This window comes from Streptomyces sp. NPDC001599 (genome assembly GCF_042893535.1).
Lineage (GTDB): Bacteria > Actinomycetota > Actinomycetes > Streptomycetales > Streptomycetaceae > Streptomyces.
The window spans coordinates 20,751-45,890 of record NZ_JBIAVA010000021.1; the positions used below are offsets into that span (position 1 = coordinate 20,751).

The window sequence follows — 25,140 nt, forward strand, 5'->3', positions numbered from 1 at the left end:
GTGAACAAAACGCGGCGGATCAGGGCGAGTTCTGCACTCTGGTCAAAGCCGCAACGAGTGGCCGAGCGGGGGGTGATAGCCCGGCCCTATCACCTGCTGCCATCATCACAGCGGGCTCATGGGCGCCCCACACTCACCGATGACGACTTCTCCCCACTCCCCCACTCAAGGAGTCATCGATGCGTATCACCCTGCCCCTGCTGTCCACCGCGGTCGGTCTCGGCCTGACGGCCGCCGTGCTCGGCACCGGTCCCGCCGCGACGGCCTCGGCGCCCCAGGAGCCGGTCAGAGCCGCCCAGTTCGGCTACCAGCCCTCGGCCGGCTCGGGCGAGGACGCGGCCGCCAACCGGGCGTTCTTCGAGGCGGTCGTCAAGTCCGTCGCCGAGAAGCGCGCCGCCAACCCGTCCGCCGCCGCGGCCGTCACCGTCTACTACAGCGCCACCAACGCGCCGAGCTTCCGTTCCCAGATATCCCGCTCCGCCCAGATCTGGAACAGCTCGGTGTCCAACGTGCGGCTCGCGGAGTCGAGTTCCGGCGCCGACTTCGCGTACTACGAGGGCAACGACTCGCGCGGCTCGTACGCCTCCACGGACGGGCACGGCAGCGGCTACATCTTCCTCGACTACCGCCAGAACCAGCAGTACGACTCGACCCGCGTGACCGCCCACGAGACCGGGCACGTGCTCGGCCTGCCCGACCACTACTCCGGGCCGTGCAGCGAGCTGATGTCGGGCGGCGGCCCCGGCCCGTCCTGCACCAACCCCTACCCGAACTCCACCGAGCGCAGCCGGGTGAACCAGCTGTGGGCCTACGGCTTCCAGGCCGCCCTCGACAAGGCGCTGGAGAAGGCCTCCCAGCGCTGACGTCCTTGGCGGACACCGTGTGGGCGGCCCGGGCGGGCCGCCCACACACGCGTGTGCCCGGGGGCGCTCCGCTCAGGGGTGCCCGGCGGCGGGGAGCGCGGCGCGTACCGCCCGGTGGACGGCCCGGGCCAGCCGGGCGCCCCACTCGGAACGGGGCCCCGCGAAGGCGTGCACCGCGGCGTCGCCGCCCGGGGCCCGGGCGGCGACGCAGACCGCGTCGGTGGGGGTGCCGGAGCAGTCGAGACCGGCGTCGAGCAACGCCTGGACCTTGGCCTCGGTCGCCGTCATCACCGCGTTGACCAGGGCGGCGTCGCTCAGTGCGACCGGCAGCGCGGCGACGATGTTGATCGTTCCGGGCGGCGCGGCCCCGGTGGCGCCCTCCTCCGGCGCGGCCGCCCAGCCCCGCACCGAGACACCGGCGGTCGCCACGGCCTCGGCCCCGCCGTCCCGCGCCCGGCCGTGGGCGGACACGTCGGCGGCCGTCATCAGGCCCACGCCCGGCCCGCGGGCCCCGGCGGCACGGGCCAGGTCGGCCAGGTGCCGTGCGGGGTCGGTGCGCCGGTAGCCGTGGGCGACCTGGGCGTTGAGCACCCACGCACGCTCCCCGGTCCCGCCGCCCAGTACGGCGCTGCTCACCATCCGCCAGCCCGGCCCCGGGCGCCACAGCAGGGCGTGCAGCCGTTCGCCGTCCTCCACCCGGGTCAGGTGTTCCGGGGCCGGCAGGCGGTCGGCCCCGGTGCGGGGCGGCGGCAGGAGGGCGGGCACGGGCGGGGGCTCCCAGCGGTGATCGGCGCAGGTCGGAGGCGGACCGGACGATCGTACTCGGGGCCGGTGTCCCGGCGGCCGGCCGGCCGGTCCGTCGCGGGGCGCATTGCGGACCCGGGTCCGGGCACCTTCACTGAACACAACTTCGCCACCAGGCGACGGATCGGAGGCCGCGATGCTGTCCCACACCCTGGAGCATGGGGTCCTGGTCATCACGGTGGACCAGGACCCGGGTATCGCCGGGCGGGCCACGCTGACCACGCACATCACCAACCTGGTCGACGCCCATCAGCCGACCCCCGTCGTCATCGTCCTGACCGAGCGGGCGGGCGGCCACGCCGCGGTCAGCGCGGTGCTCCGGGCCCATCAGTGGTGCGGGCGGCTCGGTGTCCTGATGTCCGTCGTGACCCACAGCGCGCCCGTCCGGCGGCTGCTCGAGGACAACGCCGACTCCTCGGGGCCGCGCCTGGTGGTGCACGCCCGCGTCGACACCGCGATCAGCACCGCGTTCACCGCCGCGGCCTAACGCCCGTACCGGAGTTCCGCGGCGGGCATCGGCGGCCGCCACCGCCGCTACTGCCGGCCGAGCCAGAGGTCGGGGCCGAAGACCTCGTAGTGGATGGCCTCGGCGGGCACCCCGCGGCGCAGCAGGTCGCCGCGGACCGCGCGCATGAAGGGCACCGGGCCGCACAGGTAGACCGTGAGGTCCTCGGGGAGGTCGAGGCCGGTCAGGTCGGCGCGGCCGGTGGACGCCTCCGGCGCCCGGTCGCCGGGCTCCTCGTACCAGAGGTGGAGCCGGGCGTCGGGCAGCGTGCGTACCAGGTCGAGCTGCTCCTGCCGGTGGGCGTGGTGGTCGGGGGTGCGGTCGGCGTGCACGACGGTCACCGGACGGGTGGCACCGGCGGCGGCCAGGTGGTCGAGCATCGAGAGCATCGGTGTCACGCCGATACCGGCGGAGGCCAGCAGCAGCGGGCCGTCGTGCTCCGCCAGGGCCAGGTCCCCGGCCGGCAGCGACACGTTGAGCAGGTCGCCCTTGCGGGCGTTGGCGTACAGCCAGGAGGAGACCTCGCCGTCCGGCTGTCCGTCGCCCCGGACGCGCTTGACGGTGATGCGCCAGTCGGACCGGCCGGGCGCGGCGGACAGGCTGTACTGGCGGATCTGCCGGGCGCCGTCGGGCAGTTCGACCTGGACGCTGACGTACTGACCCGGCTGGAACGGCACGACGGGACGGTCGTCGGTCGGCCCCAGGACGAGCGAGACCGCGTCGGCGCCCTCCTCGACCCGGTCGAGGATCTCCATGGAGCGCCAGACGTCTCCCTGCGCGACGCCCTTCTCGGCGTAGAGGCGGGCCTCCAGGGCGATGAGGGCGTTGGCCATCAGCCAGTAGACCTCGTCCCAGGCCCGGGCGACCTCCGGGGTGACGGCGTCGCCGAGCACGTCGACGACGGCGTCCATGAGGTGCCGGTGGACGATCGTGTACTGGTCGGGGGTGATGCCGAGCGAGGCGTGCTTGTGCGATATGCGGGAGAGCATCACGTCGGCGCGTTCGTCCGGGTTCTCCAGCAGCAGGCCGGCGAAGGCGGCGACCGAGCCCGCGAGAGCCCGCTGCTGCTCGCCGTTGGCCTGGTTCCCCCGGTTGAACAGGTCCCGCAGCAGCTCGGGGTGGGCGTCGAAGAGCTTGCGGTAGAACAGGTCGGCGATGTCGCCGATGGCCGCTCCGACGGCGGGAAGAGTGGCTCGGACCACGGGAACGGACTGTTCGGAGAGCACAGCGACTCCTTAATTGGTAGATGATATTCGAGTTTTGGGTCATGGCTCGACGGCCTTCCGGGACCGCCGCCCCGTCATCCCGAGGGGCGGTCCGTCAGGCCGAGCAGGACCGGGCCGGTCGGCGAGGCCACCAGGTCGGTCACGGTCAGCGGGTCGAGCGCCGCGTAGAACGCCTCCTGGGCGTCGCGCAGCGCACGGCGCAGCCGGCAGGCCCCGCGCAGCGGGCAGGGGTTGTCCCCCTCGCAGTCGACCACCTCGGCCTCGCCTTCGAGTTCGCGCACCAGCCAGCCCACGGACGCGCGCCGGCCCAGGCCGGTCAGGGTCAGCCCGCCGCCCCGGCCGCGTCGCGCCTCCACCACACCCAGGTGCTGCAGGCGGGTGATGGCCTTCGCCGCGTGCGTGTACGGCACGCCGACGACCTCGGCCACCTCTCGGGTGGCCAGTGGTTCGTCACCGTCTCTCACGACCGCCAGGCGCATGACCGAACGCAGCGCCAGGTCGGTGAACTTCGTCAGCCGCACACCAGGACGCTATCAAATGCGCATGCTAGATTCGCCTTTACCCGGGGCACTGAGCCTGTGCGGTGCGTCACTGGACCGGCCGCCCCGGCAGGGACCGCCCAACAGGGCGGCGTACGGGCAGGGTTGGTCACACGGAACGGCGGCACCTGATGGCAGCGCAAGACGGCGGCTCCCCGGGCACTGCGGGCCCTCCCCTCCCCCGGGTCCTGTGCGACACGGCGGAGCTCCTTTCCCTGGGCGGCGACGCGCCGGCCGGCGCCCTGTGGAAGCTGGCGGAACCGGGCCGGCAGCTCGACGCCAACGTCGTCCGCCTCCCCGTCGGCGGCCGGGTGGACACCCACACCGAGCCCGACCTCGACGTCCTGCTCCTCGTCCTCGAGGGCGCGGCCCGCCTCGACTCCACCGACGGCGAGCACCCCCTGCGCGCGGGCGTCCTGACCTGGCTGCCGCACGGCTCGACCCGGGCCGTCCTCGCCGGGCCGGACGGGGTGACGTACCTGACCGTGCACCGCCGGCGCCCCGGCATGCGCATCCAGCCGCCGGAGGCCGCCGACCGGCTGAGACGGTCCCTGGGCGGCGACGCCTGATCAGATCCCGGGCGACGCCGGCGGGCCGGCGGTCTCCGCGCGCGCGAGGGACCGCAGCGCCGTGTCGTCCGCACCGCCCGGCCGCGGGAAGTACACGTACAGCACGTGCCCTTCGGGGCCGGCGAGTGCGAACGTCTCGAAGTCGAGGGAGAGGATCCCGACACCGTCGACCGCGAGGCGCTTGCGGCCCGTCACGCGGTCGTACACGTCGTGGGAGTCCCACAGGGCCCGGAACTCCTCACTGCGCCCGCGCAGGGCCGCCACGAACCCGGCGAGCTCCGCGGGCCTGGCGGCCGCGGTGGTGCGCAGGCCCGCGACCGCCTGGAGGCCGATCTCCTCCCAGTCCGGGTAGACCTGCCGGGCCCGCGGGTCGAGGAAGGTGAACTCGACGAGGTTGTGTCCCGGGCTCCACGCCGGGTTGACACGGCGCGCGAGAGCGGTGGCGGCCAGGACGTCACGGCGGGGACCGACGACGAAGGCGGGCAGGTCGGACCAGCGCTCCAGCAGGACCCGCACCCCCGCCCGGACGGTGTCGGCCGGGGCCGTCGCCCCGTCGTTCGCGGGTGCGAGGGACGGCGCGACCAGGGACCAGAGGTAGGCCCGCTCGGTGTCGTCCAGGTGCAGCACGTCGGCCAGGGCCTGGAGGATTTCGCGGGAGGGATGCCGGTCCCGGCCCTGCTCGATACGGCTGTAGTAGGAGGGGCTCACCCCGGCGAGCAGCGCCAACTCCTCGCGGCGCAGGCCCTTGACCCGCCGCCGCGTGTTGTCGACGACGCCCGCGGAGGCGGGGTCGATCCGCTCCCGGCGGCTGCGCAGGAAGGAACCGATCGGATTGCCGTCGGTGTGGTCGTCACGGGACATCGGGCCGACTGTACCGGGTGCCGGACCACCTGCGACGAGGCCGCCGGCAGACCCTCCGGGGGCCACCCTCGAGGAGGTGTGGCACCGCCGCCCCGCGTCCGGCTGCAATGGGGGCATGAGGAATCGAACCACCGCACTGGACGACGACCCCGCCCGCATCTCCGGCGCGTCCGGGGGGACGCCGGTCTGGCTGATCACCGGATGCTCGGGCGGCCTGGGGCGCGCCCTTGCCCGGCACGCCCTGGAGCGCGGCGACCGGGTCGCCGTCACCGCCCGTGACACGGCGGACGTCGCCGCCCTCGTGGAGGCCCACGGGGGCCGCGCGCTCGCCCTGCGCCTGGACGTCACCGACCCCGCCTCGGTCGCCGCCGCCGTCGAGCGGGCCGAGCAGGAGTTCGGACGCATCGACGTCCTGGTCAACAACGCCGGATACGGCTACCTCGCCGCCGTCGAGGAAGGTGAGGACGCCGCGGTGCGCGCCCTGTACGACACCAACGTGCACGGCGTGGTCGCCGTCCTGAAGGCCGTGCTGCCCGGTATGCGGGAGCGCCGCTCGGGGCGGATCGTGAACATCTCGTCCTTCGGCGGTCTCGCGGCCTTCCCGGCGACAGGCCACTACCACGCGACCAAGTTCGCCCTGGAAGGGCTGTCCGAGTCGCTGGCCGCGGAAGTCGCGCCGCTCGGCATCGCGGTCACCATCGTCGAGCCCGGGGGCCTGCGCACGCAGTGGGCCGGAACGTCGATGCGGCAGTCGCCGATGCGGCTCGAGGACTACGAGCAGACCGCGGGCAGGCGCCGGGCCGCCACCCTGGCGGTCTCCGGCCGCCAGCCCGGCGACCCCGTCCGCGCCGCCGCCGCGATCGCCACCGCCGTGGACGCCACGACTCCGCCGCTGCGGCTCCTGCTCGGTTCGGACGCGCTCGCCGGCGCCCGCGCCCGCCTGGAACGACTGCGGCACGAGATCGACGCCAACGAGGTCCTCACCCGCAGCACCGACCTGGAGCGGACGTCCTGAACAGAGGCCGCTCACCGTGCCTCGGCGCGTAGCTCCGTCAGGGACCGCGCCGTCAGGGGGCGCGGGTCCGCGTCCGGGGCGAGGAGTACGACGGTGCAGGTGGCCGCGTGGGTGAGGGCGCTGGTGAAGCTGCCGTCGGCGAACTGGACCAGCGGGCCGCGCGGGGAGCGGCCGACCGCGACCGTGCGGGCCCCCACCTCGGCGGCGTGCCGGGCCAGGGCGCGGCCCTCGGCGGCATGGTCGCCGACGCCGGTGAGGATCTGGCCGGTGGCGGCCACCCCCATGCCGCCGAGCCGGTCGAGGTGCGCGGTGACGGCGGCCTTCGCCTGGTCGTCGGTCTCGGTGTCGGCGGCCTGTTCCTCGACGACGGCGGTCCGCCGTACGTGGACGACCTCGAGGGGGCTCGCGGTGTCACGGGCGAGGCGGGCCGCGGCGTCCACGACGGCGGCTGCCTCGCGGTGGGCTCCGACGGCCACGACCACGGGGGGCGCGTCGGTCGCCGCCGGGGCCCCGACGGGGGTGAGCGCCGGGGGCACGGACTCTCCCTCGCCGGTGTCCGTCTCGGCCCGGCGCAGCAGTCGGTGGCCGCTGGCCAGGACGGGGACGGCGAGGAGGAAGGTGGCGGCGCCGAGGTAGAAGGGGACGCTCAGGTCGGTGGCGTCGGCGAGCTTTCCGGCGACGTAGGGGGCCAGCCCGCCGCCGATGAAGCGCAGGAAGCCGTACGCGGAGGAGGCCACGGGGCGCTCCACCGGCGAGACGAGCATGACCGCCTGCGTGGTGAGGGTGTTGTTGATGCCGATGAAGGCGCCGCTGACGACGACCGCGACGATCACGGTGGTGGGGTCGGTGACGCCGGCGGCTATGACGGCCATGACGACGGCGAGGCCGAGCAGGTTGGCGTAGAGGACGGGGGCGGTGCCGTAGCGGGCCTGGAGGCGGGGGGCGAAGAAGACGCTGAAGGCCGCGACCAGCAGGCCCCAGCCGGTGAAGACCAGGCCGAGTTCGTGGGCGTCCAGCTCCATCGGGTACGGGGCGTAGCCGAGCATGGTGAAGAAGCCCCAGTTGTACAGCAGGGCCATGATGCCCATGGTGAGCAGGCCGCGGTGGCGCAGGGCCTTCAGCGGGGCGAGCGGTGAGGTGACCTTCTTGGGCCTGGGCAGGTCGGGGACGAAGGCGAGGGTGGCGATCAGGGCGACGGCCATCAGGGCGGCGACGCCGAAGAAGGGGCCGCGCCAGCTGATGCCGCCCAGTTCGCCACCGAGCAGGGGGCCGACGGCGATGCCGAGCCCCAGGGCGGTCTCGTAGAGGATGATCGCGCCGCTGAAGCCGCCGCTGGCCGAGGCCACGATGACCGCGAGGGAGGTGGCGATGAACAGGGCGTTGCCCAGTCCCCAGCCGGCCCGGAAGCCGACGATGCCGTTGATGGAGCCGGTGGCACCCGCCAGGGCGGCGAAGACGACGATGACGGCGAGGCCGGTGACCAGGGTGCGCTTGGCGCCGATGCGGCTGGAGACCCAGCCGACGAAGAGCATGGCGACGGCGGTGACGATCAGGTAGCTGCTGAACAGCAGGGAGACCTGGCTGGGGGTGGCGTCGAGGCTTTCGGCCAGCGCCGGCAGGATCGGGTCGACCAGGCCGATGCCCATGAACGAGATGACGCAGGCGAAGGCGACCGCCCAGACGGCCTTCGGCTGCCGGAAGGGACTGGCGGCCTTTCCACGTGGTGCACTCATGCGCGGTCTTCCTCCGGGGTCTGCTGACGGTGGTGGATGACCCGGGCCAGCGCCAGGAGCGCGGTGGTGGTGGCCTGCCGCTCCGGCCCGGTCATGTCCTCCATGAGCCGGCGGAGGGCCCGGGCACGCTCGGCGCGGCGCCGGTCCAGGACCTCGATGCCGGCGGACGTCACCGCCACGAGCACGCCCCGGCCGTCGCTCGCGTCGGCGGTGCGCCGGGCCAGGCCCGCGCGTTCCAGACGCGTGACGAGCTGGGTCATGTTCGGCTGGGAGACGCCCTCGGCCCTGGCCAGCTCGGTCAGCCGCTGGGGGCCCTCGCGGCTCAGCCTGGCCAGCGTCGAGGAGGCCGCGGTGCTCAGGCCGCCGGTCCGGGCGCTCTGCCGCACGTAGCGGATCATCTGCTCCACGGCGATGATCAGGTCGTCCGGGCCCTCCGGTGACGTGTCCATAAGCGCATTATGCATTTAGATGTAGTACGAAACAAGATGGGCCGCGGCAGCCTCCGCCCTGTTGCTTCCGGCCACCGCGGGGCACTCGTCACGAGAGCGAGGGAGAAGACGGTATGGACGACTGGCGTGGCTTCGCACAGCAGATGGCTTCGCTGGCACGCGATCTGCTGGCCCAGGAATCGCTGAACGACACACTGGAACGGATCACCGCCTCGGCCACGGAACTGGTGGAGGACTGCGACGCCGCCGGCATCCTCATCCTGCGGGGCACCAGGGTGCAGTCACTGGCGCCCACCGAACAGGTGGTGATCGACAGCGACGCACTGCAGGGGCGGGTGGGCGAGGGGCCCTGCTTCGACGCCGCCCGCAGTTCCACGGGGGAACGCCAGTTCCGGATCGCCGACTTCACCGACGAGGCGCGGCGCTGGCCCAAGTACGTCCCCGAGGCACGCAAGCTCAACCTCGGCAGCATGATGGGGTTCCTGCTGTTCACCGAGGACGAGGACCTCGGCGCGCTGAACATGTACTCCTACCGGCCCGGCGCGTTCACCGAGGCCGACGAGACGGCCGGCTGGCTGCTGGCCTCCCACGCGGCGGTCGCCTTCTCCAGCGCCCGTACGCACGCCCAGTTGCAGGAGGCGATCGGCACCCGGCACACCATCGGAGAAGCCATGGGCATCCTCATGGGCAGACACCACCTCACCGAGGACCAGGCCTTCACCACGCTGCGCCGCTACTCGCAGAACCACAACGTCAAACTCCGGGAGGTGGCGGCACAGGTCTGCGAACGGGGCGGCCTCCCTGAGCCGACGGACAAAAGATGAACGAGTTTCCGCTCTTCTGGATCACGAACCCTCGTATAGTGATCGTCAGTTGAGTGCCGCGTGACAGCCCTCGGCTCGCATGCGCCCCGTTGGACGACACGAGGGCCGCTCCGGCGGCCAGGCGAGGACCCGATTGATGACCGCGCCCGCCCGCCCCGGCGACCGCCCCACTCCCCGCGCCCTCGCAGCAGTGGCCCTGCCGTGCGCCGTCGTGTCGGCCCTCGTCGTCGGCGGGGCCGTCGCCGCCGCGCCCTCCTCGGTACGCCTTCCGCTCGGACTCGGCGCCGGTGCCGCGGCGATCCTGCTCTGCGCGGCGCTGACGGCGGCCGTGCACGCGGTCCGCGCGGAACGGGCCACCCGTCGGCTGCTGACGGCCGCCCGGGCGCAGGCGGATGCCGAACGGACCCGGGCCGCGGCCACGGCCGAACGTGAACGGGACGCCCTCGTGGCCGAGTTCACGCGCGAGCGGGAGCGGCTCTCCGAGCAGCGGGACCGGGAGGTGGCACGGCTCACCGGGGAGACGGCGCGGCTGGAGGCGCGCCTCAAGCAGGCGACCGGCGAGCGGGCCGCCGCCGTCTCCGCGACCGCCAACGCGGCCGGCCGGATGCAGGCGCTGGCCACCGGCATGCTCGCCGACCTGCGCGCCATGGAGGAGCGGCACAGTGACGAGGCCGTCCTCGCCGATCTGCTCCACCTCGACCACCGCACCGCACAGGCGGGCCGGCTCGCCGACTCCGTCGCCGTCCTCACGGGCGCCCGCTCCGGGCGCCGTTGGGCGCGTCCGATCGGCATGGAGTCCATTCTGCGCGGCGCCATGGGCCGGATCGCCGGCTACCAGCGCGTGCGCGTGCACTCCAGCAGCGACACCGCCGTCGCCGGGCACGCCGCCGAGGGCGTCATGCACGCCCTGGCCGAACTCCTGGACAACGCCGCGAACTTCTCCCCGCCGACGGCGGAGATCCACGTGTACGTGGAGGAGGTGCCGGCCGGTGTCATCGTGTCCGTGGAGGACAGCGGGCTGGTGATGGGCGAGGTGCAACTGCGCCGGGCGCAGCAGGCGGTGGCCGGTGAGACGGCGGGGCTCGGCGGCCTGACCGGCACCCGGCTGGGACTGGCCGTGGTGGGACGGCTGTCGGCCAAGTACGGGCTGAAGGTGTCCTTCCGGCCGTCCGCGCGCGGAGGTACGGGCGTACTGATGCTCGTCCCCCAGGACATCCTGAGCGGTCCCGCCCTCCCCACAGCGCCGGGGGCGGCTCCGGCGGCGGCGACGCCTCCGGAGGTCCGGGACGACCGGCGGCACACCCCCGCACCGCCCACCGACGAGCCCGCTCCGGCCGCCCCGGCCGACGTAACCCCCGAGCCGCCGCCCGTCCACGATCTCGCGGACCACGACCACGACCACGACCAGGACCAGGACCGTGACCAGGGCCCACGGGAACAGGACCGACAGGGGCAGGACCGGGAACTGGACCGGTCCGCCGCGGAACTGCCCAAGCGTCGTCGTGGCCGTACCCTCGCCGCCGCCGAACGCGCCCGCGCCGCCACCCGGGCCGCCGAGCCGCGCGCCACGCCGTCCGCCGACGACGCGAAGGCCCGCGCGGCCCGCTTCAGCAGCTTCCGCCAGGCCGTTCGGACCACCAGCACCGGCGCCGCCGCCGAACCGGCCGCGACGGCCCCCGACTCCCCGTCCCCCTCATCCGCGCACCCGGAAGGCGACACCACTCCATGACCGGCTCGACCACCGCCGACGAGAAGCTCACCTGGCTCATCGAGGGCCTCCTGGAGCGCACGCCGGGCGCGCGGCACGCGCTCGTCCTCTCCCGTGACGGACTCAAGCTGTGCCGCACCCCGGAACTCTCCGTCGACCAGGCCGACCAACTGGCCGCCATCGCCGCCGGCATCCAGTCGCTGTCCCACGGTGCCTCCGTGGAGTTCGGCGACGGCAGCGGCGGGGTGCGTTCGGCGATGACCGAGTTCTACGGCGGGATCCTGTTCATCGTGGAGGCCGGCGAGGGCGCGCACCTCGCCGTGGTCACCTCCGAGGACGCGGACGCGGGGCTCGTCGGACACCACATGAGCGAACTGATCGAGCAGCTCGGCGAGCACCTCACCGCGCGGCCGCGCACGTCATGAGCCGCCCCGGCAGGGACGACGCGCCCGACCGGCTGTACACCGTCACCCAGGGACGCAGCAGCTCGGGCCCCGACAACCCCTTCGACCTGGTCACCCTCGTGGTCGCCGAGTGCGCGCCGATGCCCGGCATGCAGTCGGAGCACACGGCGATCCTGAGGCTGACCGAGGCCCCCACGGCCGTCGTGGAGATCGCCGCCGAACTGCGGCTGCCGGTGAGCATCACCAAGATCCTGCTCTCCGACCTGCACGCCGCCGGCCGGGTGAGCGCACGCCACCCGTACACGGCAGCCGTCCCCGATCCCGACATCCTGGAGCAGGTGCTCGTTGGACTCCGCAATCTCTGACGCCCGTACCCCGGCGAGCGCCCCGGACCGCACCCCGCTGGGCGCGGCCGCCGACAACGGTCTGAAGATCGTGGTCGTGGGCGGCTTCGGTGTCGGCAAGACGACCATGGTCCGCTCGGTCAGCGAGATACGCCCCCTCAACACCGAGGAGACGATGACGCAGGCCGGCGAGGCGGTCGACGACATCAGCGAGGTGCGCGGCAAGTCCGCGACGACCGTCGCCTTCGACTTCGGCCGCATCAGCCTCGACGCGCGCAACGTGCTGTACCTGTTCGGCGCGCCCGGCCAGGAGCGGTTCTGGTTCCTGTGGGACCGGCTGTTCTCGGGCACGCTCGGCGCGGTGGTCCTCGTGGACACCCGGCGCATCGACGACTCCTGGTACGCGATCGACCGCCTGGAGCACCACGGCACGCCGTTCATCGTCGCCTGCAACGACTTCGGCGGCCCGGAACATCCCCCCGAGGCGGTCCGCGAGGCCCTCGACCTGGATCCGCGGGTGCCGCTGGTCTCCTGCGACGCCAGGTCCCGGGAATCCAGCAAGCGGGTGCTGATCACGCTGGTCGAGCACCTCCAGGCCCACTACGCCGGTCCCGCCGCCCGGCCCCGACAGGAGTTCGCGTGAGCACCGACGCCCACGACGTCCCGGGCGCCGTACCGCTCGGCGGCCCCCGCTTCCAGACCGATCCCGCCCTGCTGTACCGGCAGATGCGGCGCGAGCACGGTGCCGTCACGCCGGTGGTGCTGGACGGTGACGTACCGGCGTGGCTGGTGCTCGGGTACCGCGAGCTGCACCAGGTGACCGGCGACCCGGTGCTGTTCAGCCGGGACTCGGAGCTGTGGAACCAGTGGGAGAACATCCCGGACGACTGGCCGCTGCTGCCGATGATCGGCCGCAGGCAGCCGTCGATCCTGTACACGGTCGGCGAGCGGCACCGCGAACGCGCCGCCATGATCAGCGACGCGCTGGAGGCCGTCGACCCGCACCTGCTGCGCGGTCACGCCGAGCGGTTCGCCGACGAACTCGTCGACCGGCTGTGCGCGAAGGGCGAGGCCGACCTCGTCGGCGACTACGCGATGCTGCTGCCGGTCCGGGTCCTGGCCCGCCTGTACGGCTTCCCCGACGAGCAGGGTCCGGCACTGGTCACCGCGCTCAACGACATGATCGACGGCAGGGAGCGGGCCCTGGCGGGCCAGACGCACCTCGCCACCTCGATGGCGCGCCTGCTGGCCGACCGGAAGGCGGCGCCCGCCGACGACGTCGCCTCCCGGATGCTGGCCGACGAAAGCGGCTTCACCGAGGAGGAGGTCGCCCAGGACCTGATGGTGATGATGGCCGCGGGCCACCAGCCGACCGCGGACTGGATCGGCAACTCGCTGCGCCTGATGCTGACCGACGACCGCTTCGCCGCCTCCCTCTTCGGTGGCCGCAACAGTGTCGCCGAGGCCATGAACGAGGTGCTGTGGGAGGACACGCCCACGCAGAACGTGGCCGGCCGCTGGGCCGCCCGCGACACCCAGCTCGGCGGGCGCCGCATCCGGGCAGGCGACCTGGTGCTGCTCGGGCTGCAGGGCGCCAACTCCGACCCGCAGGTCCGCACCGACGGCTCCGCGCTCACCGGCGGCAACAACGCGCACTTCTCCTTCGGCCACGGCGAGCACCGCTGCCCGTTCCCCGCGCAGGAGGTCGCCGAGGTGATCGCGCGCACCGGCATCGAGGTCGTGCTCGACCGGCTGCCGGACATCGACCTGGCGGTGCCCGCCGGGTCCCTCACCCGTCGCCCCTCGCCCTGGCTGCGGGGGCTGACCGAGTTGCCCGTGCGGTTCACCCCGACCACTGCCCTGGGAGGCACGTCAGCATGACGACCGGCACCGAAGAAGCCCGGATCCCGCTGGACCCGTTCGTCACCGACCTGGACGGCGAGAGTGCCCGGCTGCGTGCGGCCGGGCCGCTCGCCGCCGTGGAGCTGCCGGGCGGCGTGCCCGTGTGGGCGGTCACGCACCACGCGGAGGCCAAGGCCCTGCTCACGGACCCGCGGCTGGTGAAGGACATCAACGTGTGGGGTGCCTGGCGGCGCGGGGAGATCCCCGCCGACTGGCCGCTGATCGGGCTGGCGAACCCCGGCCGCTCGATGCTCACGGTGGACGGCGCCGAGCACCGCCGGCTGCGCACCCTGGTGGCGCAGGCGCTCACGGTGCGCCGGGTGGAGCACATGCGGGGGCGGATCACCGAGCTGACCGACCGGCTGCTCGACGAGCTGCCCGCGGACGGCGGCGTCGTCGACCTCAAGGCCGCCTTCGCCTATCCGCTGCCGATGTACGTCATCGCCGACCTGATGGGCATCGAGGAGGCGCGGCTGCCGCGGCTGAAGGTCCTGTTCGAGAAGTTCTTCTCGACGCAGACGCCGCCCGAGGAGGTGGTGGCGACCCTCACCGAGCTGGCCTCGATCATGGCCGACACGGTCGCCGCGAAGCGCGCGAACCCCGGGGACGACCTGACGAGTGCGCTGATCCAGGCGTCCGAGGACGGCGACCGCCTCACCGACGCGGAGATCGTCTCCACCCTCCAGCTGATGGTGGCCGCGGGGCACGAGACGACGATCTCGCTGATCGTCAACGCCGTCGTCAACCTGTCCGCCCATCCCGAGCAGCGGGACCTGGTGCTCTCCGGCAAGGAGGAGTGGTCCGCCGTGATCGAGGAGACGCTGCGCTTCTCGACGCCGACCTCGCACGTCCTGATCCGGTTCGCGACCGAGGACGTCCCGGTCGGCGACCGGGTGATACCCGCCGGGGACGCGCTCATCGTCTCGTACGGCGCGCTGGGCCGCGACGAGCGGGCGCACGGTCCGTCGGCGGACCGGTTCGACATCACCCGCACGTCGGGGAACCGGCACATCTCCTTCGGCCACGGCCCGCACGTGTGCCCCGGTGCGGCCCTGTCCCGGATGGAGGCGGGCGTGGCGCTCCCGGCCCTGTACGCCCGCTTCCCGCACCTGGACCTGGCGGTGCCGGCAGCAAAGCTGCGCAACAAGCCGGTGGTCACGCAGAACGACCTGTTCGAACTGCCGGTCAGGCTGGCCTGACCCCGCCCGGCCGCGGCCCGTTCCTCCACCCGCGGGGCGTTTGCATCCCGCCCCGCGGGTAACTCCGGCATTCCGGACACCGATCCCCGGGAGTCGCCATGTGGAAGCGCAAGGGCAGGAAGGACCGCCGGGCCGCGAAGCCGGTCCCCATGGAGCTGTGCGACCTGTGCGCCAGGGTCTTCCCCGAGGACGAGTCCGTGACGGGCTACGTGCCGGACTCCTCCGCGGTGCACGCCACCAACGAGTGGTTCGACGGGCTGCGGCTCATCACCGCGTGCTCGGACGACCACTTCGACGTGATCAAGGACGGGTACGCCCACCGGCCCTTCGTGGACGAGGAGCTGTGGGCGGCCAAGCTGACCCGGGCCCTGACCACCGGCCCGCCGGCCCTCTCCATGGACCAGCTCGGCTGCCGGACGGGCCTCCAGGAGCCCCAGATACGCGCGGCCGTCGCCTGGCACAACGAGCGCATGCGGGAGGCGCAGGAGCGCAGCGACCCCTGACGCCGGCCATCCACGGGGTCAGCGCGGCGGCCGGACCCCGTGCACCCGGTAGGGCTCCGCGTCGGCCCACCTCACCTCCAGGCCGAGACCGGGCCGGGAGGTGTCGGGGCGCAGGGCCCCGCCCTCGGGCGACGGGGCGCCGTCGAACAGCAGCCGCTCGACGCGCACGTGGTCGTGGAAGTACTCCAGGTGCCGCAGCCGGCGCACGGCGCAGAAGGCGTGGGCGGACACCGCGGGCGCGCAGTGCGCGGACAGGTCCAGGTGCCGGACGGCGGACAGGCCGGCGACCTCCAGCACTCCGGTGATGCCGCCGCACCGGGTGACGTCGGCCTGGAGGCAGTCCACGGCCGGTCCCTCGGTCAGGTTGGCGAAGTCCTGCGCGGTGAAGGCGTACTCCCCCGCGGTGATCTCCAGCCTCGCCGGGCCCCGCTCTCGCAGCATCCGCAGCCCCTCCAGGTCGGCGGACGAGACCGGCTCCTCGAACCAGCGCACGTCCCACTCGTCGTGGAAGCGGTGCGCCCAGTACAGGGCCTCCTTGCGGCCGAGCGCCCCGTTGGCGTCGGTGAACAGCTCGGGCCCGTCGCCGACCGCCCGGCGTACGGCCCTCAGGCGCCGCGGGTCGGCCTCCGGGTCCCGCGAGGTCTTCAGCTTCACGCGCCCGATGCCCTCCTGGACCCATCCGGCGAGCTGGTCGGTGAGGCGGTCCACCGGGTAGTTGGTGAAGCCGCCGCTGCCGTAGACGGGCACCCGGTCGTGGTGGGCCGGCAGGAGGTGGACCAGCGGCAGTCCCAGCAGCCGTGCCTTCAGGTCCCACAGCGCCACGTCGACGGCGGACAGGGCCATCGCCCCGGCCCCGGGACGGCCGGCGTTGCGCATCCGCGCCCCCATCCGCTCCCACAGCGCGGGCGGCGAGGAGACCGGCCGGCCCTCGATGACGGGCGCGAGCACGGAGTGCGCAAAGGACGCCACCGACACGTCTGCGTAGGTGTAGCCGATGCCGGTGCGGCCGCCGGCGTGCACGCGCACCAGGACCAGGGTCGTGGCGTCCCACTCCAGGGTGCCGTCCTGCTCGCGGCCCTCGGGGCCGTCGGTGGGGACCTCGAAGGCGTGCACGTCGACCGCGTCGACCACGCACTCGTCCAGTGCCGGTGTGTCCGGGCCGGTCAGCGACGTCATCGCGCACTCCTCGCCTTCGCGTACCGGGGCCCGGTTCCCCGCGCCGTCCGGTCCATGCGCGGGCCGTCCGGGTCAACCGACGTTTGTCCGGGCGCGGGCCGGGTCACTCAGTTTCCCGTCGCGAGCCATCGAAAGGACGCCCGAGGAGCACCCGTGAACCGGTTGTGGCGGCCGTTCCACCGTGTGTGGGACTGGCTGGCCGCGTCCGCCCTGGTCCGGCGCGGCCGGGACCTGGAGCTGATGCACAGGGCCATGGGCTTCGCCACGCTCGCCCTGGTCACGCTGGCACCGCTGCTGATCGTGGTGGCGGCGGCCGACCCGCTGGGGCGCGGGGGCTTCGCCTCGTGGCTGGCCGACGGCATGGGGCTGTCCGGGCGGTCGGCGAAGGTGCTGACCGACATCATCAGCCCGCCGACCAAGGTCGTCGGCACGACGAGCGTGTGGGGCGGCATCCTGCTCGGCGTGTTCGGCGTGTCCTTCGCGGCGAGCGTCCAGAACGGCTACGAGCGCATCTGGGAACTGCCCTCCGGCCCGTGGCACCGCATCTGGCGCCAGATGACCTGGGTGATCATGCTGACCGCCTACCTCTACCAGGAGGTGCAGACGCGGACCGCGCTGCACGGTACGGCGCGGATCGCGCTGTCGACCGCCAGCGGCATGCTGTTCTTCTGGTGGGGCCAGCACTTCCTGCTGGGCGGTCAGGTCCGCTGGCGCGACCTGTTGCCGGGGGCGTTCGCCACGATGGTGGGGCTGATCGGCCTGCGGGGCTTCTCGTACCTCTTCTTCACGCCGCTGATCCTCGACAACGCGTTCAGCTACGGCACGGTCGGCATCGTGCTGGTGGTGGAGTCCTGGCTGATCGGGGTCGGGTTCGTCGTCTTCGGCGGCGCGATGGTCGGGCACTGGTTCTGCGAGCACCACTGGTGGGCGCGGAACATCGACCGGAGACCGGACTGACGGTCAGCCCGCGCGTCGGCGCAGGCTCCCGGCCAGGGTGGCGGCGACCGCCCCGGTCACGGCCGTGGCCAGGGCCAGCGGCCGGCGGTTGCGGGAGATCCAGAACTGGACGCTGCGCGCATGCGCCTCGTCGTCGAAGATGCCGTGTGCGCCGTAGTCGTCCGGTGCGGTGTCGTCCGGCGGCTTCCAGAGGTTGGCCGGCCGCGACGGGTCGACGGGCCGGTCGGTCTGCTGCCCGTCGTAGCCGGTGCGCGCGAGATAGCGGTCGAGGAGACCCGGGGCGAACTTCTGGCCGAGCAGGGTGGCGACGGTGGAGCCGCCGACCCAGTACATGCGCCGCTCGGGGTGGTCGGCGGCGTGCAGCACGGCCCGGGCGGCGACCTCGGGCTGGTAGACGGGGGCCACCGGGCGCGGATGGCGGGGCAGCCGGGTGAGGACCCAGCTGAACTGGGGCGTGTTGAGCCCGGGCATCTGCACCATGGTCACCCGCACCCCGCTGCGGTCGTGCAGCAGTTCGCAGCGCAGCGACTCGGTGAACCCCTGGATGGCGTGCTTGGCCCCGCAGTAGACGGCCTGGAGCGGGACGCTGCGTTCGGCCAGGGCCGAGCCGACCTGGACGATGGTGCCGCGGTCGCGCGGCGTCATGCGCCGCAGGGCGGCCTGGGTGCCGTGGACGAAGCCGAAGTAGGTGACCTCGGTGGCCCGCCTCAGCTCCTCGGGCCGGATCTCCGGCACGGGCGCGAAGACGGTCGAGAACGCGGCGTTCACCCATACGTCGATCGGGCCGAGTTCCTCCTCGACGCGGGTGGCCGCCGCGTCCACGGCCTCCGCGTCGGCGACGTCCACGACCAGGGGCAGGGCGCGCCCGCCGGCCTCGCGGACCTCCTCGGCCGCGCGTTCGAGGGCGTACTCGCCCCGCGCGAGCAGGGCCACCGCGGCCCCGCGGGCGCCGAAGGCCCGGGCGGTGGCCCGGCCGACGCCGCCGGTCGCGCCGGTGACGACGACGACCCCCGTGCCGTTCGTCTCCCGGTGGCTCAGGCCGCTCACTTCTTGCCCCGGCCGGGGAGGTGCTCGGCGTACTCGGTGAGCTTCTGGCGTACGCCCTTGGTGGCGATCCCGGTCAGCTCCGGGTCGTGCAGCGCCGCCTTGATGGCCTTCTTGCCCTGGTCCTTCATGATGTGCGGCGGGATCGGCGCGATCTCCGCGTCGACCTTGAACTCCAGGACCACGGGCCGGTCGGCGGCGAGCGCCTCGTCCCAGGCGGAGCCGACCTTCTTGGGGTCGGCGCAGACGATGCCCTTGAGGCCGAGGAGCTCGGCGTAGGCGGCGTAGGGGACGTCGGGGATGGCCTGGGAGCCCGGGTACTTGGGGTCTCCGGCCATGGCGCGCTGTTCCCAGGTGACCTGGTTGAGGTCCTGGTTGTTGAAGACGCAGAAGATCAGCGGCGCCGACCCGGACAGGCGGTCCAGATAGCGCTTGACGGTGATCATCTCGTTCATGCCGTTCATCTGGAACGCGCCGTCTCCGATGAAGGCGATCACCGGACGCTCGGGGTACGCGAACCGCGCCGCGATGGCGTACGGCGTCCCCGGGCCCATCGTGGCCAGGGTGCCGGAGAGCGAGGCCTGCATGCCGTCGCGCAGCAGGAGGTGGCGCGCCCACCAGTTGGTGCCCGAGCCGGAGTCGGCCGTCAGGATGACGTCGTCCGGCAGCCGCGGGGAGAGTTCGGCGGCGACGGCCTGGGGGTTGATGGTCTTGCCGAAGTGCTCGCCCGCCCAGCGGTCGCAGAGGTCGTGCCACTCCCGGACGTCCTTCTCGATCTTCTCCCGCCAGCCGCGGTCCTCCTTGCGCTGGAGCATCGGGATCAGGGCGCGCAGGGTCTCCCTGGAGTCGCCGACGAGGTGGGCGTCCATGGGGTAGCGGATGCCGATCATGCGTCCGTCGATGTCGATCTCGACGCCCCGGGCCTGCCCCTCCTCGGGCAGCCACTCCGAGTACGGGAAGCTGCTGCCGACCATGAGCAGGGTGTCGCACCCCTGGATCATGTTGTCGCTGGCCTTGCTGCCCAGCAGGCCGATGGGGCCGGTGACGTAGGGCAGGTCGTCGGGCAGGACCTGGCGGCCGAGCAGGGCCTTGGCGACACCGGCGCCGAGCAGTTCGGCGACCTCCTTCACCTCGTCCTCCGCGTTGGCCGCGCCCTGGCCGACGAGCATGGCGACCTTGTTGCCCGCGTTGAGCACGTCGGCGGCCTTGCGCAGCTCGTCGAGGTCGGGCAGCACCCGCGGCCGGCTCCAGCCCACACTGGAGAAGACGGAGCCGTGCTCCCTGGGCGGGGAGGGCTGGGCCTCCTCCTCCTGGATGTCGCCCGGGATGATGACGGTGGCGACGCCCCGGGTGGTCAGCGCGGTCTTGAAGGCCCGGTCGACGACGTGCCGGGCCTGGCCCGGGTGCACGACCATCTGGCAGTACTCGGACACGTCTGCGAACAGCTGGTCGAGGGCGATCTCCTGCTGGTAGTGGGTGCCCAGCGACAGCCGCTTCTGCTGGCCCACCACCGCCACCACGGGCTGGTGGTCAAGCTTGGCGTCGTACAGGCCGTTGAGGAGGTGGACGGCGCCCGGCCCCGAGGTGGCGACGCAACAGCCCACCTCACCGGTGAACTTGGCGTGGCCGCAGGCCATGAACGCGGCCATCTCCTCGTGCCTGGCCTGGATGAACTCGGGGTCGCCGTCGGCCCGGTCGAAAGCGCCGAGCAGACCGTTGATGCCGTCGCCCGGATAGCCGTACACCCGCTTCACGCCCCACTCGGACAGACGCTGGAGCACATAGTCGGCGACTTGGGTCATGGGGCTCTCCCGGACGTGGGGGGACGACGGTCGGCTTGTGGGGTTACCCTCCCGGCCGCTCCTAAACCGGCCGTCCGTCCCCTTCGTCCGCTCCGGCGCCCCGCCGCCTACCCGGGCGGCGGGGCCGTGCTCGCCCGGGTCACCAGCCGGGTCGGCACCAGCGTCGTGCCCTGCTGCGGACCCGCCGCGCGCATCTTGCGCAGCACGGCCCGCACGCACAGCCGCCCGACCTCGGCGAAGTCCTGGTGGACGGTGGTCAGCGGGGGCAGGAAGGAACCGGCCTCGGCGATGTCGTCGAAGCCGATGACGCTGACGTCCTCGGGCACCCGCCGGCCGCGTTCGTGCAGGGCGCGCAGCAGGCCGAGGGCCATCTGGTCGTTGGCCGCGAAGACGGCGGTGCACTCCTCGCGGGCGGCGAGTTCCAGGCCGGCCCGGTAGCCGGACTCCGCCGACCAGTCGCCCCTCACGAGCGGCGGCGGGGTGCGGCCGGCCTCGGTGAGCGTGCGCCGCCAGGCGTCGGTGCGGCGCTGGGCGGCGAAGGAGCCCTCGGGGCCGCCCAGGTGCCACACCGTGTCGTGCCCGAGGTCCAGCAGGTGGCGCACGGCGGCGCGGCTGCCGCCGGCCTGGTCGGTGTCGACGACGGTGTAGGTGTCGCCGGCGTCGGAGTCGACCACGACGACCTGGACGTGCGGCGGCAGTTTGAGGGAGGCCGCGTCCAGGAGGTGGACCTCCATGATGACGATGACCGCGTCGACGGCCAGCTCCTCCAGCCGCGAGAACGCGCCGCGCACCTCGTCCTGGGTGGGGACGGCGACCGGCAGCAGCGTCACCGCGTACCCCTCGCTCGCCGCGGAGGTCGCGATGGCCTCCAGGGTGCGCACGTTGCCCGTGGTGGCCAGCGTGAAGGTGATGACTCCGATGGTGCGGAACTCGCCGCGCTTGAGGGCGCGGGCCGCGCTGTTGGGCCGGTAGCCCAGCTCCTTCATGGCCGCCAGCACCTGCTGCCGGGTCTCCTCGGTCACGCCCGCGTAGCCGTTGGAGACGCGGGAGACGGTCTGCGAGGAGACTCCGGCCAGCCGGGCCACGTCCGCCATGGAGGCCGTGCGGTCCCGGCCGCGCCGGGGTGGCGCGGGTGCGCTCGTCGGGACTTCCTCAGCCGTGCTCACTCGCCGTCAGCCGCCTCTCTGTCGCTGTCGGGTCCCGGTGCGGAAGGACCCTTGACCGTCGTCATCGGGGCAGTGTAGACATGCCGCCATCAGATGTTTACGTAAACATAACAGCTCGTCGCTCTTTCGCGGTGCGCCATGTTTACGTAAACATCAGGCGAAGCTCCAGGACGTGGACGAGCGAGGAACGACATGACGACGCTGCAACCGCCGGCCGCCGCCGAGCCGCGGCCGGCCCCGCCCCCGGTGAGGCGGGACCGCCGCTCCTGGACGGGGTGGGGGTTTCTCGGCCCCTTCGTGGCCGTCTTCGCCCTGGTGTTCCTCGCGCCCATCGCGTACTCGGTCTACCTCAGCCTCTTCCGCGACCAGTTGATCGGCGGGACCACCTTCGTCGGCCTCGACAACTACGCCGAGGCACTGAAGGACGACCGGTTCTGGGCCTCGCTCGGCCGGGTCTCGCTCTTCCTCGCCGTACAGGTGCCGATCATGCTCGGCATCGCACTGCTCGTGGCCCTCGCGCTGGACAGCGGCCGCCTCTACGGCCGGGACTTCTTCCGGATCTCCATCTTCCTGCCGTACGCCGTGCCCGCCGTGGTGGCCACCCTGATGTGGGGCTTCATGTACGGCACCCGCTTCGGCCTGGTCGGTGACATCAACGGCGCGCTGGGCGTCTCGCTGCCCGACCCGCTCTCCCCCGACCTGGTCCTTGCCTCCATCGGCAACATCGTGACCTGGGAGTTCGTCGGCTACAACATGCTGATCTTCTACTCGGCGCTGCGCGTCGTGCCGCACTCGCTGTACGAGGCGGCGCAGATCGACGGCGCCGGGCAGATCCGCGTGATCACCGCCATCAAGCTCCCGGCCATCCGCGGGGCCCTGGTGATCGCCACGATCTTCTCGATCATCGGCAGCTTCCAGCTCTTCAACGAGCCCAGCATCCTTCAGCCCCTGGCGCGCAACGCGATCACCACCGACTACACGCCCAACTACTACACGTACGCGCTGTCCTTCAACGGGCAGCAGCACAACTACTCCGCGACGGTCGCCATCGTCATGGGGCTGATCACCATGGTCATCGCCTACGCCGTGCAGCTGCGCGGCATGCGCAAGGGAGTGTGAAGCAGCGATGACCAGCCCCGTCGCCACCGCCTCGGACCGTTCCGCACCCACCCCGTCCGGTACCTCCGCCCTCGCCCCGCGACTGCGTACGCCCCGGCGCCGGCACTCCGCCGACAAGCCCCGGCGCAGCGTGCTGCTGACCGTGCTCACCTCGCTCGTCCTGCTGTACAGCCTGGTTCCGCTGGTCTGGCTGGCCGTCAGCGCCACCAAGACGCAGGAGGGGCTGTCCCGTTCCGCCGGTCTCTGGTTCGACGGCGACTTCGCGCTCTGGGACAACATCACCGAGACGTTCACGTACAACGACGGCGTCTTCACCCGCTGGCTGCTCAACACCCTGCTGTACGTGGGCCTCGGCGCGGGCGGCGCGACCTTCCTCGCCGTGCTCGGCGGCTACGCGCTCGCCAAGTTCGACTTCCCCGGCCGACGCGCCGTCTTCGCCGTCGTCATCGGCGCGGTGGCCGTGCCGGGGACGGCGCTGGCGGTGCCGACCTTCCTGATGTTCAGCAAGATGGGCCTCACCAACACTCCCTGGGCGGTGATCATCCCGTCCCTGATCTCGCCGTTCGGCCTCTACCTGATGTGGGTGTTCGCGACCGAGGCCATCCCGACCGAACTGATGGAGGCCGCCCGCATCGACGGGGCGGGCGAGGTGCGCACCTTCTTCCGGGTCGCCCTGCCGCTGCTGGCGCCCGGCATCGTCACCGTCCTGCTGTTCACCATGGTCGCCACCTGGAACAACTACTTCCTGCCGCTGGTCATGCTCAAGGACCCCGACTGGTACCCGCTGACCCTGGGGCTCAACAGCTGGAACCAGCAGGCCGCGACCGCGGGCGGCGAGGCCGTCTTCAACCTCGTCGTCACCGGCTCGCTGATCACCATCCTGCCGCTGATCGCCGCGTTCCTGCTGCTCCAGAAGTACTGGCAGTCCGGTCTCGCCGCCGGAAGCGTCAAGGAGTAGCCCTCCCCCGTCCCTTGCCCGCCCCCAGCCCCGCCCTCCCCCGACCACCAACCTCGCCAACCCTCAACGGTGCCGGTTCCGGCCACGAAGAAGTGGAAGCACACCCATGCCCACACACCTGACCAAGCACTCGCGCCGCCTCCTGCGCGGCACGGTCCTCGTCTGCGCCCTCGCCCTGGGGGCGACCGCCTGCGGCGACTCCGACGACGGGGGATCGAGCCAGAAGGCCGTCTCCGAGGCGGACATACAGGCGGCCCTCAAGGAGGGCGGCACCATCACGGTGTGGGCGTGGGAGCCCACGCTCAAGCAGGTGGCCACCGACTTCGAGAAGGAACACCCCGGCGTCAAGGTCGACCTCGTCAACGCCGGCACCAACAAGGACCAGTACACGGCCCTGCAGAACGCCATCTCCGCGAAGAAGGGCGTCCCCGACGTCGCGCAGATCGAGTACTACGCGATGGGCCAGTACGCCCTGACCAAGCAGCTCACCGACCTCAAGTCCTTCGGCGCCGACAAGCTCTCCGCCCAGTTCTCCCCCGGCCCGTGGAACGGGGTGAAGGCCGGTTCGGACGGCGTCTACGCGCTGCCGATGGACTCCGGTCCGATGGCGCTGTTCTACAACAAGAAGGTCTTCGACAAGTACGACATCAAGGTGCCCACCACCTGGGCCGAGTACCTGGACGCCGCCCGCGACCTGCACAAGGCCGACCCGAAGGCGTACATCACCGCCGACAACGGCGACGCCGGGTTCGCCACCAGCATGCTCTGGCAGGCCGGTTCGCGCCCCTACACGGTCGACGGCACCAAGGTGAAGATCGACTTCACCGACCAGGGCGCCAAGACGTTCACCGGGACCTGGCAGCAGCTCATCGACGAGAAGCTGCTCGCCTCCGTCCCCGCCTGGACCGACGAGTGGTACAAGGGCCTCGGCGACGGCACCATCGCGACGCTGGCGACCGGTGCCTGGATGCCCGCCAACCTGGAGTCCGGCGCGAAGGCGGCCTCCGGCGACTGGCGGGTCGCCCCGATGCCGCAGTGGAAGGCGGGGGACAAGGTCAGCGCCGAGAACGGCGGCAGCGCGCTCGCGCTCCCGGAACTCGGCAAGAACGAGGCACTGGCGTACGCCTTCGTCGAGTACGCGAACGCGGGTGACGGCGTGCAGACCCGGCTGAAGAACGGCGCCTTCCCGGCGACCACCGCGGATCTGCAGTCCACGAAGTTCCAGGACACCGCGTTCCCCTACTTCGGCGGCCAGAAGGCCAACAAGATCTTCGCCGAGTCCGCCGCGGACGTCCCCGACGACTGGTCGTACCTGCCCTACCAGGTCTACGCGAACTCCGTCTTCAACGACACCGTCGGCAAGGCCTACGTCTCCGGCACCACGCTCGCCGAGGGCCTCGAGTCCTGGCAGGAGGCCTCGGTCAAGTACGGCGAGGAGCAGGGCTTCACCGTCGAGAAGTAGCGCACGCC

26 protein-coding genes are annotated in these 25,140 nt (G+C 72.6%); 16 read left to right on the forward strand and 10 right to left on the reverse strand.

Annotated elements, in window-relative coordinates; translation table 11 throughout:
• Positions 1–179 precede the first annotated feature (179 nt).
• Positions 180–863: a snapalysin gene (snpA, locus tag ACFYZ3_RS34465; protein WP_388526202.1), complete on the forward strand. Its 684-nt coding sequence runs from the start codon at positions 180–182 to the stop codon at positions 861–863.
• 72 nt (positions 864–935) lie between these two features.
• Here the strand turns inward: snpA and ACFYZ3_RS34470 are convergent, their stop codons facing one another.
• Complete coding sequence (locus tag ACFYZ3_RS34470; RefSeq protein WP_388526205.1) at positions 936–1,628, reverse strand: adenosylcobinamide amidohydrolase; 693 nt, start codon at positions 1,626–1,628, stop codon at positions 936–938.
• Positions 1,629–1,803: 175 nt separating this feature from the next.
• Between ACFYZ3_RS34470 and ACFYZ3_RS34475 the strand changes: the two genes are divergently transcribed.
• Entirely contained in the window at positions 1,804–2,154 is a 351-nt protein-coding gene (locus ACFYZ3_RS34475; RefSeq protein ID WP_115745742.1) for a hypothetical protein, read from the forward strand.
• Between the two features lie 47 nt (positions 2,155–2,201).
• On the opposite strand, the gene ACFYZ3_RS34480 is transcribed toward ACFYZ3_RS34475, so the two are convergent.
• Both ACFYZ3_RS34480 and nsrR read right to left on the reverse strand, forming a co-directional pair.
• A complete protein-coding gene (locus ACFYZ3_RS34480; RefSeq protein ID WP_388526208.1) occupies positions 2,202–3,398 on the reverse strand; it encodes a globin domain-containing protein in 1,197 nt (398 codons plus the stop codon).
• A gap of 74 nt (positions 3,399–3,472) precedes the next feature.
• Positions 3,473–3,919: a nitric oxide-sensing transcriptional repressor NsrR gene (gene nsrR / locus ACFYZ3_RS34485; RefSeq protein WP_388526211.1), complete on the reverse strand. Its 447-nt coding sequence runs from the start codon at positions 3,917–3,919 to the stop codon at positions 3,473–3,475.
• Between the two features lie 149 nt (positions 3,920–4,068).
• On the opposite strand from nsrR, the gene ACFYZ3_RS34490 reads away from it, so the two are divergent.
• Entirely contained in the window at positions 4,069–4,506 is a 438-nt protein-coding gene (locus tag ACFYZ3_RS34490; RefSeq protein ID WP_388526214.1) for a hypothetical protein, read from the forward strand.
• Here the strand turns inward: ACFYZ3_RS34490 and ACFYZ3_RS34495 are convergent, their stop codons facing one another.
• Positions 4,507–5,367, reverse strand: coding sequence for a helix-turn-helix domain-containing protein (locus ACFYZ3_RS34495; protein ID WP_388526217.1), 861 nt, complete (start codon positions 5,365–5,367; stop codon positions 4,507–4,509). It lies immediately after the preceding gene.
• Positions 5,368–5,482: 115 nt separating this feature from the next.
• Here ACFYZ3_RS34495 and ACFYZ3_RS34500 point away from each other — a divergent pair, with 115 nt between their 5' ends.
• Positions 5,483–6,382 (forward strand): oxidoreductase, encoded by a 900-nt coding sequence (locus ACFYZ3_RS34500; RefSeq protein WP_388526220.1) that lies wholly within the window; start codon positions 5,483–5,485, stop codon positions 6,380–6,382.
• Positions 6,383–6,393: 11 nt separating this feature from the next.
• On the opposite strand, the gene ACFYZ3_RS34505 is transcribed toward ACFYZ3_RS34500, so the two are convergent.
• Both ACFYZ3_RS34505 and ACFYZ3_RS34510 read right to left on the reverse strand, forming a co-directional pair.
• Positions 6,394–8,115, reverse strand: coding sequence for an MFS transporter (locus ACFYZ3_RS34505; protein ID WP_388526223.1), 1,722 nt, complete (start codon positions 8,113–8,115; stop codon positions 6,394–6,396).
• On the reverse strand, positions 8,112–8,564 hold the full coding sequence (locus ACFYZ3_RS34510) for a MarR family winged helix-turn-helix transcriptional regulator (protein ID WP_388526226.1): 453 nt from the start codon (positions 8,562–8,564) through the stop codon (positions 8,112–8,114). The genes ACFYZ3_RS34505 and ACFYZ3_RS34510 overlap by 4 nt, the downstream gene beginning before the upstream one ends.
• A gap of 113 nt (positions 8,565–8,677) precedes the next feature.
• Here ACFYZ3_RS34510 and ACFYZ3_RS34515 point away from each other — a divergent pair, with 113 nt between their 5' ends.
• From ACFYZ3_RS34515 to ACFYZ3_RS34550, 8 genes are all read left to right on the forward strand, one after another.
• Positions 8,678–9,388 (forward strand): GAF and ANTAR domain-containing protein, encoded by a 711-nt coding sequence (locus ACFYZ3_RS34515; protein WP_388526229.1) that lies wholly within the window; start codon positions 8,678–8,680, stop codon positions 9,386–9,388.
• Positions 9,389–9,524: 136 nt separating this feature from the next.
• A complete protein-coding gene (locus tag ACFYZ3_RS34520; RefSeq protein WP_388526232.1) occupies positions 9,525–11,117 on the forward strand; it encodes an ATP-binding protein in 1,593 nt (530 codons plus the stop codon).
• Complete coding sequence (locus ACFYZ3_RS34525; RefSeq protein WP_003971722.1) at positions 11,114–11,521, forward strand: roadblock/LC7 domain-containing protein; 408 nt, start codon at positions 11,114–11,116, stop codon at positions 11,519–11,521. The genes ACFYZ3_RS34520 and ACFYZ3_RS34525 overlap by 4 nt, the downstream gene beginning before the upstream one ends.
• Positions 11,518–11,865 (forward strand): DUF742 domain-containing protein, encoded by a 348-nt coding sequence (locus ACFYZ3_RS34530; RefSeq protein ID WP_003971723.1) that lies wholly within the window; start codon positions 11,518–11,520, stop codon positions 11,863–11,865. Before ACFYZ3_RS34525 ends, ACFYZ3_RS34530 begins: the two co-directional genes overlap by 4 nt.
• On the forward strand, positions 11,846–12,487 hold the full coding sequence (locus tag ACFYZ3_RS34535) for an ATP/GTP-binding protein (RefSeq protein ID WP_388526235.1): 642 nt from the start codon (positions 11,846–11,848) through the stop codon (positions 12,485–12,487). Before ACFYZ3_RS34530 ends, ACFYZ3_RS34535 begins: the two co-directional genes overlap by 20 nt.
• Positions 12,484–13,725: a cytochrome P450 gene (locus ACFYZ3_RS34540; protein ID WP_388526238.1), complete on the forward strand. Its 1,242-nt coding sequence runs from the start codon at positions 12,484–12,486 to the stop codon at positions 13,723–13,725. Before ACFYZ3_RS34535 ends, ACFYZ3_RS34540 begins: the two co-directional genes overlap by 4 nt.
• Positions 13,722–14,945 (forward strand): cytochrome P450, encoded by a 1,224-nt coding sequence (locus tag ACFYZ3_RS34545; RefSeq protein ID WP_388526241.1) that lies wholly within the window; start codon positions 13,722–13,724, stop codon positions 14,943–14,945. Before ACFYZ3_RS34540 ends, ACFYZ3_RS34545 begins: the two co-directional genes overlap by 4 nt.
• 98 nt (positions 14,946–15,043) lie before the next feature.
• On the forward strand, positions 15,044–15,448 hold the full coding sequence (locus tag ACFYZ3_RS34550; protein WP_361008776.1) for a hypothetical protein: 405 nt from the start codon (positions 15,044–15,046) through the stop codon (positions 15,446–15,448).
• An 18-nt stretch (positions 15,449–15,466) separates the two neighbouring features.
• Here the strand turns inward: ACFYZ3_RS34550 and ACFYZ3_RS34555 are convergent, their stop codons facing one another.
• Positions 15,467–16,624: an enolase C-terminal domain-like protein gene (locus ACFYZ3_RS34555; RefSeq protein ID WP_388526244.1), complete on the reverse strand. Its 1,158-nt coding sequence runs from the start codon at positions 16,622–16,624 to the stop codon at positions 15,467–15,469.
• A 153-nt stretch (positions 16,625–16,777) separates the two neighbouring features.
• On the opposite strand from ACFYZ3_RS34555, the gene ACFYZ3_RS34560 reads away from it, so the two are divergent.
• Complete coding sequence (locus ACFYZ3_RS34560; RefSeq protein ID WP_361008772.1) at positions 16,778–17,581, forward strand: ribonuclease BN; 804 nt, start codon at positions 16,778–16,780, stop codon at positions 17,579–17,581.
• Positions 17,582–17,584: 3 nt separating this feature from the next.
• Here ACFYZ3_RS34560 and ACFYZ3_RS34565 read toward each other — a convergent pair whose 3' ends face one another.
• The 3 genes from ACFYZ3_RS34565 to ACFYZ3_RS34575 form a co-directional block, all read right to left on the reverse strand.
• Positions 17,585–18,628 carry an SDR family oxidoreductase gene (locus ACFYZ3_RS34565; RefSeq protein WP_388526247.1) on the reverse strand — a complete coding sequence of 348 codons (1,044 nt, stop codon included), beginning with the start codon at positions 18,626–18,628 and terminating at the stop codon, positions 17,585–17,587.
• Positions 18,625–20,427: a thiamine pyrophosphate-requiring protein gene (locus ACFYZ3_RS34570; RefSeq protein WP_388526250.1), complete on the reverse strand. Its 1,803-nt coding sequence runs from the start codon at positions 20,425–20,427 to the stop codon at positions 18,625–18,627. Before ACFYZ3_RS34570 ends, ACFYZ3_RS34565 begins: the two co-directional genes overlap by 4 nt.
• A 107-nt stretch (positions 20,428–20,534) precedes the next feature.
• Positions 20,535–21,593 (reverse strand): LacI family DNA-binding transcriptional regulator, encoded by a 1,059-nt coding sequence (locus tag ACFYZ3_RS34575; RefSeq protein WP_361008766.1) that lies wholly within the window; start codon positions 21,591–21,593, stop codon positions 20,535–20,537.
• 192 nt (positions 21,594–21,785) lie between these two features.
• Here ACFYZ3_RS34575 and ACFYZ3_RS34580 point away from each other — a divergent pair, with 192 nt between their 5' ends.
• From ACFYZ3_RS34580 to ACFYZ3_RS34590, 3 genes are all read left to right on the forward strand, one after another.
• On the forward strand, positions 21,786–22,712 hold the full coding sequence (locus ACFYZ3_RS34580; RefSeq protein WP_121711272.1) for a carbohydrate ABC transporter permease: 927 nt from the start codon (positions 21,786–21,788) through the stop codon (positions 22,710–22,712).
• Between the two features lie 7 nt (positions 22,713–22,719).
• Positions 22,720–23,670, forward strand: coding sequence for a carbohydrate ABC transporter permease (locus ACFYZ3_RS34585; protein WP_388526255.1), 951 nt, complete (start codon positions 22,720–22,722; stop codon positions 23,668–23,670).
• Between the two features lie 106 nt (positions 23,671–23,776).
• Positions 23,777–25,132, forward strand: a complete 1,356-nt coding sequence (locus ACFYZ3_RS34590; protein WP_388526258.1) for an ABC transporter substrate-binding protein — start codon at positions 23,777–23,779, stop codon at positions 25,130–25,132.
• Positions 25,133–25,140: the final 8 nt, after the last annotated feature.